The 13,852-nt window shown below is 72.2% G+C and carries 13 protein-coding genes; 5 read left to right on the top strand and 8 right to left on the bottom strand.

The annotated features are described in order from the left end of the window. Window position 1: 1 nt before the first annotated feature. The 3 genes from ACG83_RS01135 to ACG83_RS01125 are packed head-to-tail and all read left to right on the top strand — an operon-like array spanning window position 2 to window position 3,333. Window positions 2-1,201, top strand: a complete 1,200-nt coding sequence (locus ACG83_RS01135) for a lipid-transfer protein (protein ID WP_054564296.1) — start codon at window positions 2-4, stop codon at window positions 1,199-1,201. Next, on the top strand, window positions 1,191-2,351 hold the full coding sequence (locus ACG83_RS01130) for a thiolase domain-containing protein (RefSeq protein ID WP_054564295.1): 1,161 nt from the start codon (window positions 1,191-1,193) through the stop codon (window positions 2,349-2,351). Before ACG83_RS01135 ends, ACG83_RS01130 begins: the two co-directional genes overlap by 11 nt. A 55-nt stretch (window positions 2,352-2,406) precedes the next feature. Beyond that, the gene (locus tag ACG83_RS01125) at window positions 2,407-3,333 is read left to right on the top strand and encodes a cyclase family protein (protein ID WP_054564294.1); all 927 of its coding nucleotides are present in this window, start codon (window positions 2,407-2,409) and stop codon (window positions 3,331-3,333) included. Window positions 3,334-3,751: 418 nt separating this feature from the next. On the opposite strand, the gene ACG83_RS01120 is transcribed toward ACG83_RS01125, so the two are convergent. The 5 genes from ACG83_RS01120 to ACG83_RS01100 form a co-directional block, all read right to left on the bottom strand. Next, window positions 3,752-4,129: a helix-turn-helix domain-containing protein gene (locus ACG83_RS01120; RefSeq protein ID WP_063792961.1), complete on the bottom strand. Its 378-nt coding sequence runs from the start codon at window positions 4,127-4,129 to the stop codon at window positions 3,752-3,754. Beyond that, window positions 4,126-4,536, bottom strand: coding sequence for a hypothetical protein (locus tag ACG83_RS01115; RefSeq protein WP_235497494.1), 411 nt, complete (start codon window positions 4,534-4,536; stop codon window positions 4,126-4,128). The genes ACG83_RS01120 and ACG83_RS01115 overlap by 4 nt, the downstream gene beginning before the upstream one ends. A 228-nt stretch (window positions 4,537-4,764) precedes the next feature. After that, window positions 4,765-6,519: an AMP-binding protein gene (locus tag ACG83_RS01110; protein ID WP_054564293.1), complete on the bottom strand. Its 1,755-nt coding sequence runs from the start codon at window positions 6,517-6,519 to the stop codon at window positions 4,765-4,767. Further along, window positions 6,516-7,697 carry a lipid-transfer protein gene (locus ACG83_RS01105; protein WP_054564292.1) on the bottom strand — a complete coding sequence of 394 codons (1,182 nt, stop codon included), beginning with the start codon at window positions 7,695-7,697 and terminating at the stop codon, window positions 6,516-6,518. The genes ACG83_RS01110 and ACG83_RS01105 overlap by 4 nt, the downstream gene beginning before the upstream one ends. After that, window positions 7,694-9,415 carry a MaoC family dehydratase N-terminal domain-containing protein gene (locus ACG83_RS01100; protein ID WP_054564291.1) on the bottom strand — a complete coding sequence of 574 codons (1,722 nt, stop codon included), beginning with the start codon at window positions 9,413-9,415 and terminating at the stop codon, window positions 7,694-7,696. Before ACG83_RS01100 ends, ACG83_RS01105 begins: the two co-directional genes overlap by 4 nt. 187 nt (window positions 9,416-9,602) lie before the next feature. Here ACG83_RS01100 and ACG83_RS01095 point away from each other — a divergent pair, with 187 nt between their 5' ends. Then, complete coding sequence (locus ACG83_RS01095) at window positions 9,603-10,586, top strand: SDR family NAD(P)-dependent oxidoreductase (RefSeq protein ID WP_200931255.1); 984 nt, start codon at window positions 9,603-9,605, stop codon at window positions 10,584-10,586. A 307-nt stretch (window positions 10,587-10,893) separates the two neighbouring features. Here the strand turns inward: ACG83_RS01095 and ACG83_RS01090 are convergent, their stop codons facing one another. The 3 genes from ACG83_RS01090 to ACG83_RS01080 form a co-directional block, all read right to left on the bottom strand. After that, window positions 10,894-11,289, bottom strand: a complete 396-nt coding sequence (locus tag ACG83_RS01090; protein ID WP_054564290.1) for a type II toxin-antitoxin system VapC family toxin — start codon at window positions 11,287-11,289, stop codon at window positions 10,894-10,896. Further along, entirely contained in the window at window positions 11,286-11,576 is a 291-nt protein-coding gene (locus ACG83_RS41835; protein ID WP_076823657.1) for a hypothetical protein, read from the bottom strand. The genes ACG83_RS01090 and ACG83_RS41835 overlap by 4 nt, the downstream gene beginning before the upstream one ends. Before the next feature lie 114 nt (window positions 11,577-11,690). Then, a complete protein-coding gene (locus ACG83_RS01080; protein ID WP_054564288.1) occupies window positions 11,691-12,632 on the bottom strand; it encodes a toll/interleukin-1 receptor domain-containing protein in 942 nt (313 codons plus the stop codon). A gap of 294 nt (window positions 12,633-12,926) precedes the next feature. On the opposite strand from ACG83_RS01080, the gene ACG83_RS01075 reads away from it, so the two are divergent. Further along, entirely contained in the window at window positions 12,927-13,799 is an 873-nt protein-coding gene (locus ACG83_RS01075) for a siderophore-interacting protein (RefSeq protein WP_235497492.1), read from the top strand. The last annotated feature ends 53 nt before the right edge of the window (window positions 13,800-13,852 follow it).

Below are 13,852 nucleotides of genomic sequence, written 5' to 3'. Positions count from 1 at the left end.
GATGACTGACAACACGACCGGCGCCGCCGAGCCCGAGGTCGCCATCGTGGGCTACGCGGTGTCGCCGATGGTGTCGTTCGCCGAGCAGACCGAGGTGCAGCTGTGCCTCGCGACCGTGACCGAGGCGCTCGCCGCCGCGCACCTGACCCGCCAGGAGATCGACTTCACCTGCTCCGGCAGCAGCGACTACCTCTCCGGCGGCACGTTCACCTTCGTCGCCAACCTGGACGCCGTCGGCGCCTGGCCGCCCATCAGGGAATCCCACGTCGAGATGGACGGCGCCTGGGCGCTGCACGAGGCGTGGATCCGGCTGCGGATCGCCCCGCACACCGGTGCCGACCCCGAACAGACGGCACTCGTCTTCGGTTCCGGGAAGTCGTCCACCGGCGAGCTCGACATCGTGCTGGCCCTGCAGGGCGACCCCTACTACCTGGCGCCGCTCGGCGCCGACCCGCACACGTTCGCGGCACTGCAGGCCCGGGCCCTGATCGAAGCGGGCCGGGCGACCGAGCGCGACCTCGCCGAGGTGGCCGCCCGCTCCCGCCGCGCCGGCGTCGGCAGCCCGCACGCCGTCGTCTCCGGCACCGAGACGGCGGACGACCTGCTCGCCACCCCGTACGTGCGTGACCCGTTACGTGCGAGCGATCTGCCGCCGGTGACGGACGGGGCGTGCGCCGTGGTGCTCGCCACCCGCCCGGTCGCGCTGCGGCTCGCCGCCGAGCACGGCATCGTCCCGGTCTGGATCAGGGCGATCGAGCACCGCGTCGAACCACACCAGCCCGGTATGCGTGACCTCACCACCTCGACGTCGACCCGGCTGGCCGGCGAGGCCGCCGGGGTGGGCGACGGGCCGGTCGACGTCGCCGAGCTGTCGGCGACCTACAGCCACCAGGAGCTGATCCTCACCGAGGCCCTCGGCCTCGACCCCGACGCCGTCCAGATCAACCCGTCGGGCGGCGCGCTGGCGGCGAACCCGGTGATGGCGACCGGCCTGGTCCGGATCGCCGAGGCCGCCCGGGCCGCTCGCGAGCGCGCAGCCGCCCGGAGGAACGGTGTCACCCGGGGAAACGGTGCCACCCGGGAGAGCGGTGCCGTGCGTGCCGTGGCCCATGCGACGTCCGGGCCGTGCCTGCAACAGAACCTCGTCTGCCTGCTCGAGACGACGACGACCGGAGGACCGGAGGTACGCAGTGAGCGCTGAGCCGTGCGCGGTGGTCGGTGTCGGCCAGACCCACCATCGGACGAAGCGCCAGGACGTCTCACTCGCCGGCCTGGTTCGCGAGGCCGCGCTGCGCGCGTTGGAGGACGCGGCGATGACCTGGCGGGACATCGACGCGATCGTGATCGGCAAGGCGCCGGACGCGTTCGAAGGCGTGATGATGCCGGAGCTGTACCTGGCGGACGCGCTCGGCGCCGCCGGCAAGCCGATCATGCGCGTGCACACCGCGGGCAGCGTCGGCGGCTCCACCGCCATCGTCGCCTCCCACCTCATCCACGCCCGGGCGCACCGCCGGGTGCTCGCGGTCGCCTTCGAGAAGCAGTCCGAGGGCAACGCGCAGTGGGGGCTGAGCGGCGGGAAGTCCGGCAGCATGGGCGCTGGCGGCATCTTCGCGCCGTGGATCCGCGCCTACATCCGCCGCAGCGGGGCGCCGGAGCACATCGGCTGGCAGGTCGCGGTCAAGGACCGGCTCAACGCGCTGAAGAACCCGTACGCCCATCTGCGGCTGCCCGACATCACGATCGAGAAGGTCCGCGAGTCGCCGATGCTGTGGGACCCGCTGCACTGGCTGGAGTCCTGCCCGTCCTCGGACGGCGCCTGCGCCCTGGTCTTGACCGACGAGGCGGGCGGCCTCGAAGCCGCCGCCGACGGCCGGGCGCCGGCCTGGGTCGCGGCCACCGCGATGCGCAGCGAGCCGTCGTCGTTCCCCGGCCGTGACCCGATCCGCCCGCGTGGCGGCGTCGAATGCGCGGCGGACCTGTACCGCCAGGCCGGCATCACCGACCCGCTGGCCGACATCGACGTCGCCGAGCTGTACGTCCCGTTCTCCTGGTACGAGCCGATGTGGCTGGAAGGCCACGACATCGCCGGGCCGGGGGAGGGGTGGAAGCTCGTCGACCGTGGCGAGACCGAGATCGGCGGCAGCTTCCCGGTGAACCCGTCGGGCGGGGTGCTGTCGTCCAACCCGATCGGCGCGTCCGGCATGCTGCGTTTCGCCGAGGCGGCGCAGCAGGTCCGCGGGCAGGCGGGGGAACACCAGGTGGACGGCGCCCGGGTCGCCCTCGCCCAGGCCTACGGCGGCGCCGCCCAGTACTTCTCGATGTGGGTGGTCCGGACGTCCCTCGACGGCTGACCGTCTCGTCATCTCGTCGTTTCGCTTTCACCGTGGCAGGGAGGGGACCGGTCGGTTGGCGATGCCGGAGGAGTTCCACGAACTGGCGCGGGCGGTCAACAACTGGGGCCGCTGGGGCCCGGCGGACGAGCGCGGGACGCTCAACCTGCTCACCCCCGAGGCGGTGCGGGCCGGCGCCGCCCTCGCCCGCCACGGCCGGCTGTTCCCGCTCGCGCTGGGACTGTCGGCGAACGGCCCGCAGACCGGCATGGTGCCCGGCCGCCTGAACCCGCTGCGCACCATGCTGTCGGTCAACGAGCCGCTGACCGGCGACCCGGCCGACGTCAGCTTCAGCGACGACATCGTCATCATGGGCCTGCAGGCGGCCACCCACTGGGACGCCCTCGCGCACGCCACCTACGCCGGCCGGCTGTACAACGGCTTCCCGACGTCGACGGTGACCACCGCCGGTGCCCGCCGCTGCGGCGCCGACAAGATCGGCGCCGTCGCCGGCCGCGGGATCCTGCTCGACGTCGCCCGCGCCCGCGGCGTCGACCGCCTGCCCGCCGGCCACGCCATCACCGCCGACGACCTCGACGCCGCCGCGGACCTCGCCGGCGCCCATGTCACACCCGGCGACATCGTGCTCGTGCGCACCGGGCACGTCCAGCTGCTGCACGCCGGCGACCGCACCGGCTACACCTACCCGTCACCGGGGATGTCGCTGGGCACCGTCCGCTGGCTGCGCACCCGGGACGTCGCCGCCGTCGCCATCGACACGCTGACCTTCGAGGTCTTCCCCTGCGAACGCCCCGACCTGCTGCTGCCCGTCCACCTGCTCCACCTGGTCGAGATGGGCCTGCTGCAGGGCCAGAACTTCGACCTGGAAGCCCTCGCCGCCGACTGCGCCGCCGACGGCGAGTACCGCTTCCTGCTCTGCGCGACCCCCGAACCGTTCACCGGAGCCCTCGGCGCCCCCGTCGCCCCGGTCGCGGTGAAGTAGCCCAAACCGCCGGCGCCCAGGCCAGGTACGTCGGTCTGTGGCGACAGCCGAACCGGCGTTTAGGACACGGCGCTGTGGTAACCGGTGCCCCCAACCGATCGGCGCGTCGCTGGCGTTTGTGCGAGGGCGCAAGGAAACGACCCCCGCTCGGCTGCCAGCGCAGCATCGTCACCGTCATGCAGTTCGGCGCGGATGTCGTCCCAGTCGTGGAACTCGGTTATGAGCCCTCCCGCCGTCATCGGCGCATTCGACAGTGGCCGCGATGATCTGTCCGAACGGGTGGATGAGGGGCTGTTCGACGCTGACGGCCTTGGGCGAGACGTCGGTGATCCTGTGGGATACCGGTCCTCTCTACGCCGCGTTCGACCGCGAGGACAAACATCACGAGGCGAGCGCCGTTCGGCGCCCTGGTCTCTTGTCAGGCGGTCCGGGCACCTCGGACGGTACCGAGGTCGAGTTCGATGCGGCGCCCGTGGACGGTGACGACGATGCTGGCGGTGTCGGCGCCGGTGGCGGTGAGGTAGTCGTAGAGGGTCGACAGGAGCATGTCCTCACGGCTTTCGAGGCGCGAGACGGCGGCCTGGCCGACACCGAGCTTCTTGGCGACCTCTGTCTGGGTCATCTGTGCCGCCTTGCGGATCATCGCCAGGTTCATGGCATGGACCCGGTCCATCTCCTCGGCCGCCGTGTGGGCCTCGGCGACATCGGCGGCGAGCCGGGGGTCGGACAGGAGCCGGTCCAGGTGGTCGTTGCCGCGGACGAACTTCGACGGCCGCTGCGGGGCGTCCTCTGTCATGACTTCTCCTCGTAGGAGGTCTCGCGCTTCCACTGGTCGATCATGGGATCGGCTCTGGCGGCCACTCCGTCATAGAAGACGTCTCCCAACCCGGCCTTGTCCGCGGCGAACAGCGTGACCACCACGGTGCCGGCGCCCAGGGGGAACCAGCAGATCAGCCGGACGGCCACCCGCGGGTCGTAGGCGTGCGAGACCCGCCAGAGCGGGTAGCGGCGAGACTGCCGTACCCAGCGCAGGGTGGCAGTCTCGCCGTCCCGAGATGGCGGATCTGTCAGGCTCCGCAACTGGTCCAGGGCGCGGGCGGTGTAAGTCAGCAGGAGACGCGAGTGTTCGTCGCCAGTCCGCGCCTCTCCCTCAAGGCGGTCGAGCCACCGGCCGAAGTCCTCGGGCCAGTCGATATCCACCACCGCAGTATTACATCGAGGGGATATTCCATGCAAGGCATCTAGTCGATCCTCGGCCCATCGGAGCCGGTCACGGGCAGTGAGCTATGCACGAGCACAAACACACGGAGGGACGGACGGGCGCAGACATTGACGAGCGCCAGTGGGCAGTGCGAGCCAGGCTGGTGGACGCGACAGGCTCGCACGGGCGTAGACCGAAGATCCGGGATTCAGTCGCGGATCCAGTGAGCTTCAGCTGGTTCCGTACCGGTCGCGCAGGACGTGTTTGAGGATCTTGAGGGTGGCGTTGCGGGGCAGTTCCGCCGCGACTTCGAGCTGTTCCGGGACCTTGTGCCGGGCCAGGCCGGCCGCCCGCAGATGCTCGGTCATCTCGGCGAACGTCAGGTGGCTCGGGTCACCGGTGGCCGGGTGGTCGGTCACCGGGGCGCTGGCAAGCGGTTCGACGACGGCGCAGACGCGCTCGCCGCGTTCCGGGTCGGGCAGGCCGATGACCGCGACGTCGCCGACCTTCGGATGGGTGAACAGGAGATCCTCGATCTCCTTCGCGGAGATGTTCTCGCCCTTGCGGATGATGACGTCCTTGAGTCGCCCGGTGATGGTGAGATGGCCGTCGGCGTCGAGGGTTCCGAGGTCGCCGGTGCGGAACCAGCCGTCGTCGTCGAAGGCGGCGGCGGTCAGCGCCGGGTCGGTGTAGCCGTGGAACACGGTCGCGCCACGAACCCGGATCTCGCCCTCGGCGCCAGGCTCGCCAGAAGCACCAGGCGTGGCGGGCGTGCTGGGTGCGGCGACTGTTCCGTCGGGGCGCACGATCCGTACCTGCACGCCGAGCACGGGGTGGCCGTCGGTGTGCGCGAGCTGGTGGTCGGTGTCGACACGGCGGCCGGAGGTGATCATTGGGGCCTCGGTCATGCCGTAGCCGTGGACGATCGGCACACCGGCCTCGGTGAGGAGCTGCGCGAACAGCTCCGGCGGCTTGGGCGCGCCACCGCCGGACAGCATTCGCAGGGTCGGTACGACCGGCCCGCGCTCACCGCGCGCGGCGGCGGCGCGCTGCTGACCGAGCACTGCGGCGTAGAACGCGGTCGACCCACCGGCGATCGTCACCCCGGCGCGCCGGTAGGCGGCGATGGCCGCGGCCGGGTCGAACGTCTCCAGCAGCAGCGCGGGGAAGCCGCTCACCAGCATCATGATCAGATAGTCCGGGCCGCCGATGTGGGCGAACGGGAACGCGATGGATCCGACGTCCGCCGGGCCGGTTCCGAGCGCCGCGGCGAGGCCGTGCCCGCCGGCGATCAGGGTGCTGTCGCTGTGCCGCACACCCTTGGGGTCGGACGTCGTCCCGGAGGTGTAGTAGATCCAGCGGACCGCGCGGGCCGACTCGCGGGTCGCCGGGGGCGGCGGTGGCAGGGTCGCCGGGTCACCGGTGGGCAGCCCGCCGATCCAGCGGCTCGTGCTGTTCCCGTCGCTCTCGCCGTCGATCCCGGCACCGATGGACAGCACCCGAGGCGGGTGCGGCAGGGCGGCGGCGACGGATTGCGCCATCGACTGGAAGTCGGTGCCACGCCAGCGGCCCGGCACGCAGAACAGCTCCGCACCGGTCTGGGCCAGCGCGAAGCCGACCTCGCGCTCCCGGTAGATGTGGATGATCGGGTTCTGGACGGCGCCGAGGCGGGCCAGCGCCGTCGACAGGACGACGGTCTCCGGCCTGGTCGGTAGCTGCCAGCTCACGGCCGACCCGGGCCCGATGCCGAGCGCGTGCAGGCCGGCGGCGACCCGCTCGCATTCCGCGGCGAACTCCGCGCAGCTCAGCGTGTTCCCGGTGCCGGTGCCGGTGCTGGTGCCGCTGTCGCTGCCGCTCCCGTGGTCGGCCGTCGCCGGGTCGTCGATGATCAGGAGCGGTGCGTCCGGGGTGAGGGTGGCACGCTGGCGCACCAGCTCCCAGACCGTCGCCCCGTCGTCGAGATCCAGCCACCCGGGCGCGGTCAACGGTCCCTCCCGAGGACGAGTGCGCTGGTGGGGACGCCGGTGCCGCCGGTGACCAGCACATGGTCGGCGTCCGGGACCTGGTTGACCGCGCTGCCGCGCACCTGCCGTACACCTTCCGCGACGCCGTTCATCCCGTGCAGGTAGGCCTCGCCGAGCTGCCCGCCGTGCGGGTTCACCGGCAGGCGCCCGCCGAGCTCGATCGCGCCGTCGCGGATGAAGTCCGCCGCCTCGCCCCGCCCGCAGAACCCGAACTCCTCCAGCTGGGTGAGGACGAACGGGGTGAAGTGGTCGTACAGCACCGCCGCGGCGATGTCGTCGGGGCCGAGCCCGGACGTCTCCCACAGCTGCCGGGCGCAGGTCGCGGCCTCGGGCAGGCCGACCAGGCTCTCCCGGAAGAACGAGCGCATCATCTGCTGGTCGTCGGCCATGCCCTGCGCGGCGGCCTCGATGACGGCCGGCGGCTGGCGCAGGTCACGGGCCCGCTCGAGGGTGGTGACCAGGATGGCCTGGCCGCCGTCGGTCTCCTGGCAGCAGTCGAGCAGCCGCAGCGGCTCCACGATCCACCGGCTCGCCTGATGGTCGGCGAGGGTGATGGGACGTCCATGGAACCGGGCCAGCGGGTTCGTCGCGGCGTGCCGGCGGCACGCGACGGCCACCCGCCCGAAGTCCTCCGTGGTCACGCCGTGCTCGTGCATCATCCGGGTCGCGAACATCGCCACCCACGACGCCGGGGTCAGCAGCCCGTACGGCGACGTCCAGGCGAACGACGCCTGCTCGGTGGTCGTGCCGGTCGGCCGGTCACCGACACCGGAGCCGAACCGGCGCCCGGAGCGTTCGTTGAACGCCCGGTAGCACAGCACGTAGTCGGCGACGCCCGCCTCGACGGCAAGCGCCGCCTGCTGCACGGTCGCGCACGGCGCCCCGCCGCCGAAATGGATGCGGCTGAAGCTGGTCAGCTCGTTGATCCCCAGCCCGCGCATCAGGTCAGACTCGGGGTTGCCGTCCATGGTGAAGGTGACGAGCCCGTTGACCTTGGAGGCCGGCAGCCCGGCGTCGTCGAGCGCGGCCACGCATGCCTCGAGCGCGAGCCGCAGCTCGCTGCGCCCGGAGTCGCTGGAGAAGTCGGTGGCGCCGATGCCGGCGATCGCCGTCCGCCCGGCGTAGCTGTGCCCGCTCACGACCGCGACTGCCAGGCGGCGGCGGCGCGGGCCTCGTCGTGTTCCCGGCCGCCGGGCAGGACGACCTCGACGGCGCCGACCAGATGGTCCCCGAGGCCGCCGGTCGCGCGGACCGCGACGGTGACCCGTCCCGTTCGGGCGTCCGCCGAGGTGAGGCGGCCGGTGAAGACGAGATGATCGCCGGGGTAGGCGGGTGCTCCGAGCCGGACCCGGATGGCGCGGACGATCAGGTCCGGGCCGAGCGCGTCGCTGACATAGCGCTGCAGCAGGCCGACCGAGGTGTTGATGTTCAGGAAGATGTCGGCGGACCCGCGCCGCGCGGCCAGCTCCCGATCATGGTGGACGGGCTGGAAGTCCCGGGTGGCGATCGCACCCGAGACGATCAGGGTCGCGGTGACCGGAACCGACCACAACGCCAGCTCCGCCTCGCGGCCTCCGAAGCCTTCGAAGCGTTCAGGGCCATCAGGGCCTTCGGGCCCTTCGCGGGTTGCGGAGGCCTCGGAGCGCTGGACGGCTGCCGCGGCCTCGGGGGCGGTCAGGGTGTCGGTGCGCCGCGGCGGGGGAGCGGGGCGGAACGCGGGCAGGACGATCGGCCCGCGCTCGTCGGCCGCGCCGTCGACCAGCGCCGGATGGGTCTCCACCCAGGTCAGCTCCACCGGCATCCCGACCCGCAGGCCGGTCGGGGGGCAGCCGACGAGGTCGGCGACCACCCGCGTCCCCTCCGCCAGCTCGATCAGCCCGACCGGCAGCGGATAGCGGAACCCGGGTGCCGGCGGGTGGTGGACGACGGCGTGCGAATACAGCCGGCCGCGGCCGGAGGCGACGATCCATCCCAGCTCGAAGCCGCCGCAGTGCCAGCACCTGGCGGTGGGCGGGGAGAACAACGCCCCGCACCCGTCGCACCGCTGGATGCGCAGCTCCCGGGCTCGTGTTCCGTCCCAGAAGAACTGGTTGTCGCGGTTGATCGCGGGCCGCGGCCGCCGAGCGGGATCCGGATCAGGCGGCCCTTGCGGCTCTTGCGGCCCTGACGGCATCGACGGTCCTGACCGCGTCGGGACGGAGCTGGCGCCCGAGGCGTTCGCGGAGTTCGGCTTCGCCGCGGCCGGTGGGCGCTGCCCGCTGCCCGGCCGGAACTTCAGGATGCGGAAGAGCAGGTCGCCGACGTGTTCGCCGGCCTGGTCGGTGAACCGGTGCCGGGACGTGACGAAATGCCCGACGCCGAGCGCCGTCCGCTTCTCGGCGGAGACGTCCGCCAGCGTCTGCACGTTGCCGAGCAGGTCGCCGGGCCGCAGGTAGCGGTGGATCTCCAGCTCGGCGTTGACGGCGACCACCGAGATGAACCCGGCCTGCTCCAGCGTGGCGATGACGCGCGCCCGCGGGTCGTCCGCCTCGCGGCGTTCGAGCAGGCCATGCCGGTCCCAGACGTCGAGCATCGCGGGAGGAGCGACAAGGCCGCCGTGCACCGTGGTGGCGGCGTGCGCCGCGTCGGTGTAGGCGGGGTTCGCGTCCCCGATCGCGTCGCACCAGTGCGCGATCATCGGCTCGTTGACGGGATGGCGCGCGACGCGCCGGGGTGCCCGGGCGCCCACCTCCGCGCGCAGCCGATCGGCGAGCCCGGCCCGCTCCTGCTCCTGCGCCGGGCCCGGTTCCGGTGTTGGCGTGGCGGCTCCGGAGCCGTCCTCCGCGGGCGTGATGGTCGTGTCGGCAGCCGTCGGCACGCGTCCTCCCAGTGGGTGCGGCGCTCCCGTTCGCAGAGCGAATCTAGAACGGGTTCCAGTCGCGCACAACCGCGATGGACGAAAACCTGATGAGCCGTCAGGGCTGTTGTCCAGATCGAATGAAACGTGTTCTACTTCCGCCTGGCGTGGGTCACGGTGGGCCCCGGCGGTGGACGGGAGGCCGAACATGTCCGGTGGTGCGGCGACCGATCGGGATGACACAGGCGGCGGCGCGGGCGGCGCGGGTGGCGCGGGTGGCGCGGGTGGTCCGGTGGGCCCGGGCCCGCTCGCCGGCCGGGTCGCGGTGGTGACCGGAGCCGGCCAGGGCCTGGGACGGGCCGAGGCGCTCGCCCTCGCCGCGGCCGGCGCCAGCGTGATCGTCAACGACCTGGCGGAGTCCGTCGCCGACACCGCCGAGGAGATCAACGCGAGCGGGGGAGCGGCCCTCGCGATGCGCGGCGACATCGGCGACTGGGAGGTGGGAGCGAGCCTCGTGCAGGCGGCGGTCGACGCGTTCGGCGGCTTCCACATCCTCGTCAACAACGCGGGCTTCATCCGCGACCGGATGCTGTTCAGCCTCCCGGAGGAGGACTGGGACGCCGTCGTGCGTGTACACCTGCGCGGGCACGCCGGTACCTGCCGCGCGGCGATGGCCTACTGGCGGGAGCGCTCCAAGGCCGTCGGCGGCCCGGTCGAGGCCAGCGTCGTGAACACCACCTCGGAGTCCTTCCTGCTCGCGCCGCCCGGCCAGCCGAACTATGCCGCGGCCAAGGCCGGCGTCACCGCGCTGACCCTGTCGACCGCCCAGGGCGCGGCCCGTTACGGCGTGCGCGCCAACGCCGTCGCCCCGCGGGCCCGCACCGCGATGACGTCGGCGACCTTCCGGCCGGCACCGGACGAGGGCCCCGACCCGTTCGCCCCCGAGCACGTCGCCACGGTCGTGACCTGGCTCGCGTCCCCCGCCTCGGCGCCGATCACCGGCCAGGTTCTCATCACCTACGGAACCCATATCGGGGTGCTGGCGCGGCCCCGCGTCGAGGCCGTCTACACCGCCGCCGGCGACACCTGGACGGCGGACGAACTGTCCAAGACCCTCGGTGCCGAGGCCAGAGCCGGTGCCCACGACGGCTACGCCGTCCCACCCGCCGAACTGCGCCTGGATGGACCGTGACCGACGCGGACCGCCCAGGCGGGTGATGCCGGGCCCCGCCCGCTACGCATCTTCCTGACGGCCTACTCGCCCAGGCGTTGGTCGGCCGCCCTCAAGACCCTGACACGCCGGACACGGGAAATTGCCGTGGTGACTCGGTGCCTGCCCGCCAAACTGGTCACTCGGTCACCGGTTGCCTCAGCACAAACCGCCCTGCCGGCCTCGTTTGTCGGAGCGCGCGACGATGACCGGATTCCCGGCAGTTCTCGCTGCGGACCTGGATGATCCTGCGGTCGACGTCGCGCCTGCCCGCGGTCGCCGCGACGGTCTAATCCACGAGGCGGATGGCGCAGTAGCGGGTGGCGGCGCGGGCGAGCCGGGCGTCGGAGGTGACGAGGGTGATGGCTCGGGATTCCGCGAGGGCGACGTAGGCGGCGTCGTAGCCGCTGATGCCGGCACGAAGCTGCCACATGCGAGGCAGGAGCGGTTCGACGGGAACGTGGTCGACGCCAAGCTCGGGAATCCGACTGATCGCAGCGTGCGCCATGTCATCACTGATCTTGTTTCCGAGTGCCAGCCCCCGCATGACCGAGAACAGCTCGATCTTCCAGTGCTCGGGAGCCGCCCATTCGGGATCGGCACTCAGGATCGAGCGGGCCCGATGCCCTCGCTCATCGGCGTAGACGAGGGCGTTGGCAAGCACGGAGGCGTCCACGACGATCATCCGGAAACGTGCGCTCCGGGCTCGTTCGCGGACGTCTCCTCGACGCGACTGGCGCGGGCAGCGGCCAGGACGTCGGCGGCAGCTGGGGCATCCGGGCCGGCGCCGCCACCCGCCGCGAGCTCGCCGCCCACGGCGGCAAGGATCTGCTGGTTCCGGGCATACCCGGCTTGCCGTGCGAGCACTCCGAGCAGGAACGCCTGCAGCGACTGGCCTTGTTGGCGGGCATACTGCGCAAGCGTGTCCCGTACGTCTTCTGGTACGTCGCGTACGGTGACTGCAACGGTCATGCCTGCATTATCGCTGCAGAATGCAGGCTGGGTAAAGTCTAGCTGTCCTGGTCTGGTCGCATCGGGCTGGAATGACCACCGGGGAGGGGGCGAACACCCGCCCGGGCGCGCTTGTCAGGGCGTGGAACCCGGTCCGTCGGGTGGGAAGTCCGGCTCGGTGGCCGGCTTCCTCCGGCCCGCGACAACGCTCGTGACGGTGTCGAGGAGACGTTCCTTCGCCTGATCCCGCGCAAGACCGAACAGGTCGACGGAGACCACGCCCTCCAGCAGTTCGGGTCGCGGACAGTTCTCAATCCGCACGGGGATCACCTTGCGCTTGAAGCCGTCAGGGTCGTGACGCAGCGCCGCCTGCCATTCGGCCGCCCCCCACACCGAGGTCATGTAGGCACTGGAGAGCACCGCGATGGTCCGCTGGGAATGCTCGATTCCCCTGGTCATCATGTTCATCCAGTTCGACCCCGCCACGAAGTCCCAGGCCTGGAGGTAGACCGAGTATTCCGCCTCCTCCAGCTGCCAGGCGATCCATTCCGCCCACCGCTGGTCAGCCCCGGTGTAGGAGATGAAGAAGTCCCAGGGGCCGATGGCGCCCGTCGACGGCCCGCTGGCCGCGGAGGTCGGCGCGGCCCCGGCTGTGCCCGTCGGTGAACCGCCTGTGCCCGCTGGCGAACCGGCTGCGCCGGCTGCTGGACCAGCTGTGTTCGTTGGCCCGGCACCACCGCTGTCATCCGCTGCGGCGTGGGCGTCATCGGGCGAGGAGGCGGGCTTCGCCGCGGAGGTGATCGAGACGCCTGCCGCGGCCGCCGCCGCGGTGATGACAGGATTGCCCGGCCGTTCGAGGTGGGCCTCGCGCAGCAGTTTCGGCCAGCCACCCAGAACCGCGCCGCCCTTGAAGAGGCGGTGCACCTCCGACCAGAACAGCTCCGCGTTCCCGGTCTGCCACCCGGGCTGCCGCCCCCGTCTTAGCTCCGCGCGCTCCACAAGGGTCTTCGCCTCCAGCGGGTCCGAGAACTCCTCCGCCAGCGCTCTGATCACCTTGAGGTCAGTTGGTGCCGCCACTTCGCCCCCGTTCCGTCACCGTGTTCCGCCCGCTGTTCCGGACCCTTCCGGACCCTTCCGGACCCGGACCGCGGGTGGACGCACGCTGCCGTTCTGATCACCGGAATCGACTCTAGCGACCCGGGCAACGGGCACGCTGGATGTCGGGTTCTGACCGGTGGGTGGCAAGCGTGGATGGGGCGGGCCTGATCTCGGCGCGAGGCTGCTGACCTGCGCTGTTACGTCATGGCGTGCGCTTCGTTCGTATTCCGCCGCGCCCCAGCTTTGGCTAGGTTAGCCTTACCTAAGCCGAAGATGAGGGGTGTTGACGCGATGCCCAGCCTGCGCGAGGCGATCCGTTCCCGCAGTGCCGACCGTGCCGGTCGCCTGCTCGACTGCTCGGTGGAGGTCGAGTCCGTCGCCGAGGTCTCGCCGTCCTTCCGCCGGGTGACCGTCGTCGGAGCCGGCCTGGCCGCCTACACCGACCCGACGCCCGCCGATGCCTTCCGCCTGTTCCCGCCGGGGGCTGGCGACGACGACGGCGACGACGGTCCAGGCCTGTCGCGGGCGTTCACCGTGCGCTCGTTCGACCCGGGCACCCGCCGGCTCACCTTCGACGTCCACTCGCATGGCACCGGTCTGGTGGCCCGCTGGCTCGACGACCTGGCGGGCGGCGACGTCGCCGGCATCATCGGAATGCGCATCGAGTTCGTGGTCGGATCGCAGGTCGGGGGTGCGCGGCCGGAGCTGACGATTCTCGCCGCCGACGTCTGCGGCCTGCCGGCGGTCGCCGCGATCGTCGCCGCCCTGCCGCCGGAGCAGCGAGCCGTCGTCGTGATCAGCGGGGCCGCCCCGGCTGACCGGGAACTCCTGCCCGACCGGCCCGGCGACGACGTGCGCTGGGTGCCGGCCGGCAGCCTGACCGACGGGGTGCGGGCACTGCCCCGTCCGCGCGGCGGCACGCTGGCCTGGGTCGCCGGCGAGGCGGGGGAGGTGCGGGCGATCCGCCGGGTGCTGCTCACCGATCTCGGGGTGGCCCGTGACGACCTGCGCGCCGCGGCCTACTGGAAGGCCGGAGTCACTTCCGACGACGTCGACGCCCAGGCCGCCCAGCGCTACGACGACGCCGTGGCGGCGGGCCGGGACGTCTCCGATCCCGACGTTCTGGAAGACCTCGCCCTGGGCTAGTGCGCCCCTGGCCGCGCTCAGGGTGACGAGGCGCCTGCCGCTACAGTGCCCAT

This window comes from Frankia sp. R43, from assembly GCF_001306465.1.
In the GTDB taxonomy this organism is placed as follows: Bacteria; Actinomycetota; Actinomycetes; order Frankiales; family Frankiaceae; genus Parafrankia; species Parafrankia irregularis.
The sequence above is the reverse complement of the archived record's forward strand: the minus strand, read 5'-3'. Positions and strand labels throughout refer to the sequence as shown.

Excerpts from the sequence above, each read along its gene's own strand:
- ACG83_RS01075 (WP_235497492.1), top strand. The coding sequence starts at position 12,927 with ATGAGGGGTGTTGACGCGATGCCCAGCCTGCGCGAGGCGATCCGTTCC.
- ACG83_RS01090 (WP_054564290.1), bottom strand. The coding sequence starts at position 11,289 with ATGATCGTCGTGGACGCCTCCGTGCTTGCCAACGCCCTCGTCTACGCC.
- ACG83_RS01120 (WP_063792961.1), bottom strand. The coding sequence starts at position 4,129 with ATGACAGAGGACGCCCCGCAGCGGCCGTCGAAGTTCGTCCGCGGCAAC.
- ACG83_RS01095 (WP_200931255.1), top strand. The coding sequence starts at position 9,603 with ATGTCCGGTGGTGCGGCGACCGATCGGGATGACACAGGCGGCGGCGCG.
- ACG83_RS41835 (WP_076823657.1), bottom strand. The coding sequence starts at position 11,576 with ATGACCGTTGCAGTCACCGTACGCGACGTACCAGAAGACGTACGGGAC.
- ACG83_RS01135 (WP_054564296.1), top strand. The coding sequence starts at position 2 with ATGACTGACAACACGACCGGCGCCGCCGAGCCCGAGGTCGCCATCGTG.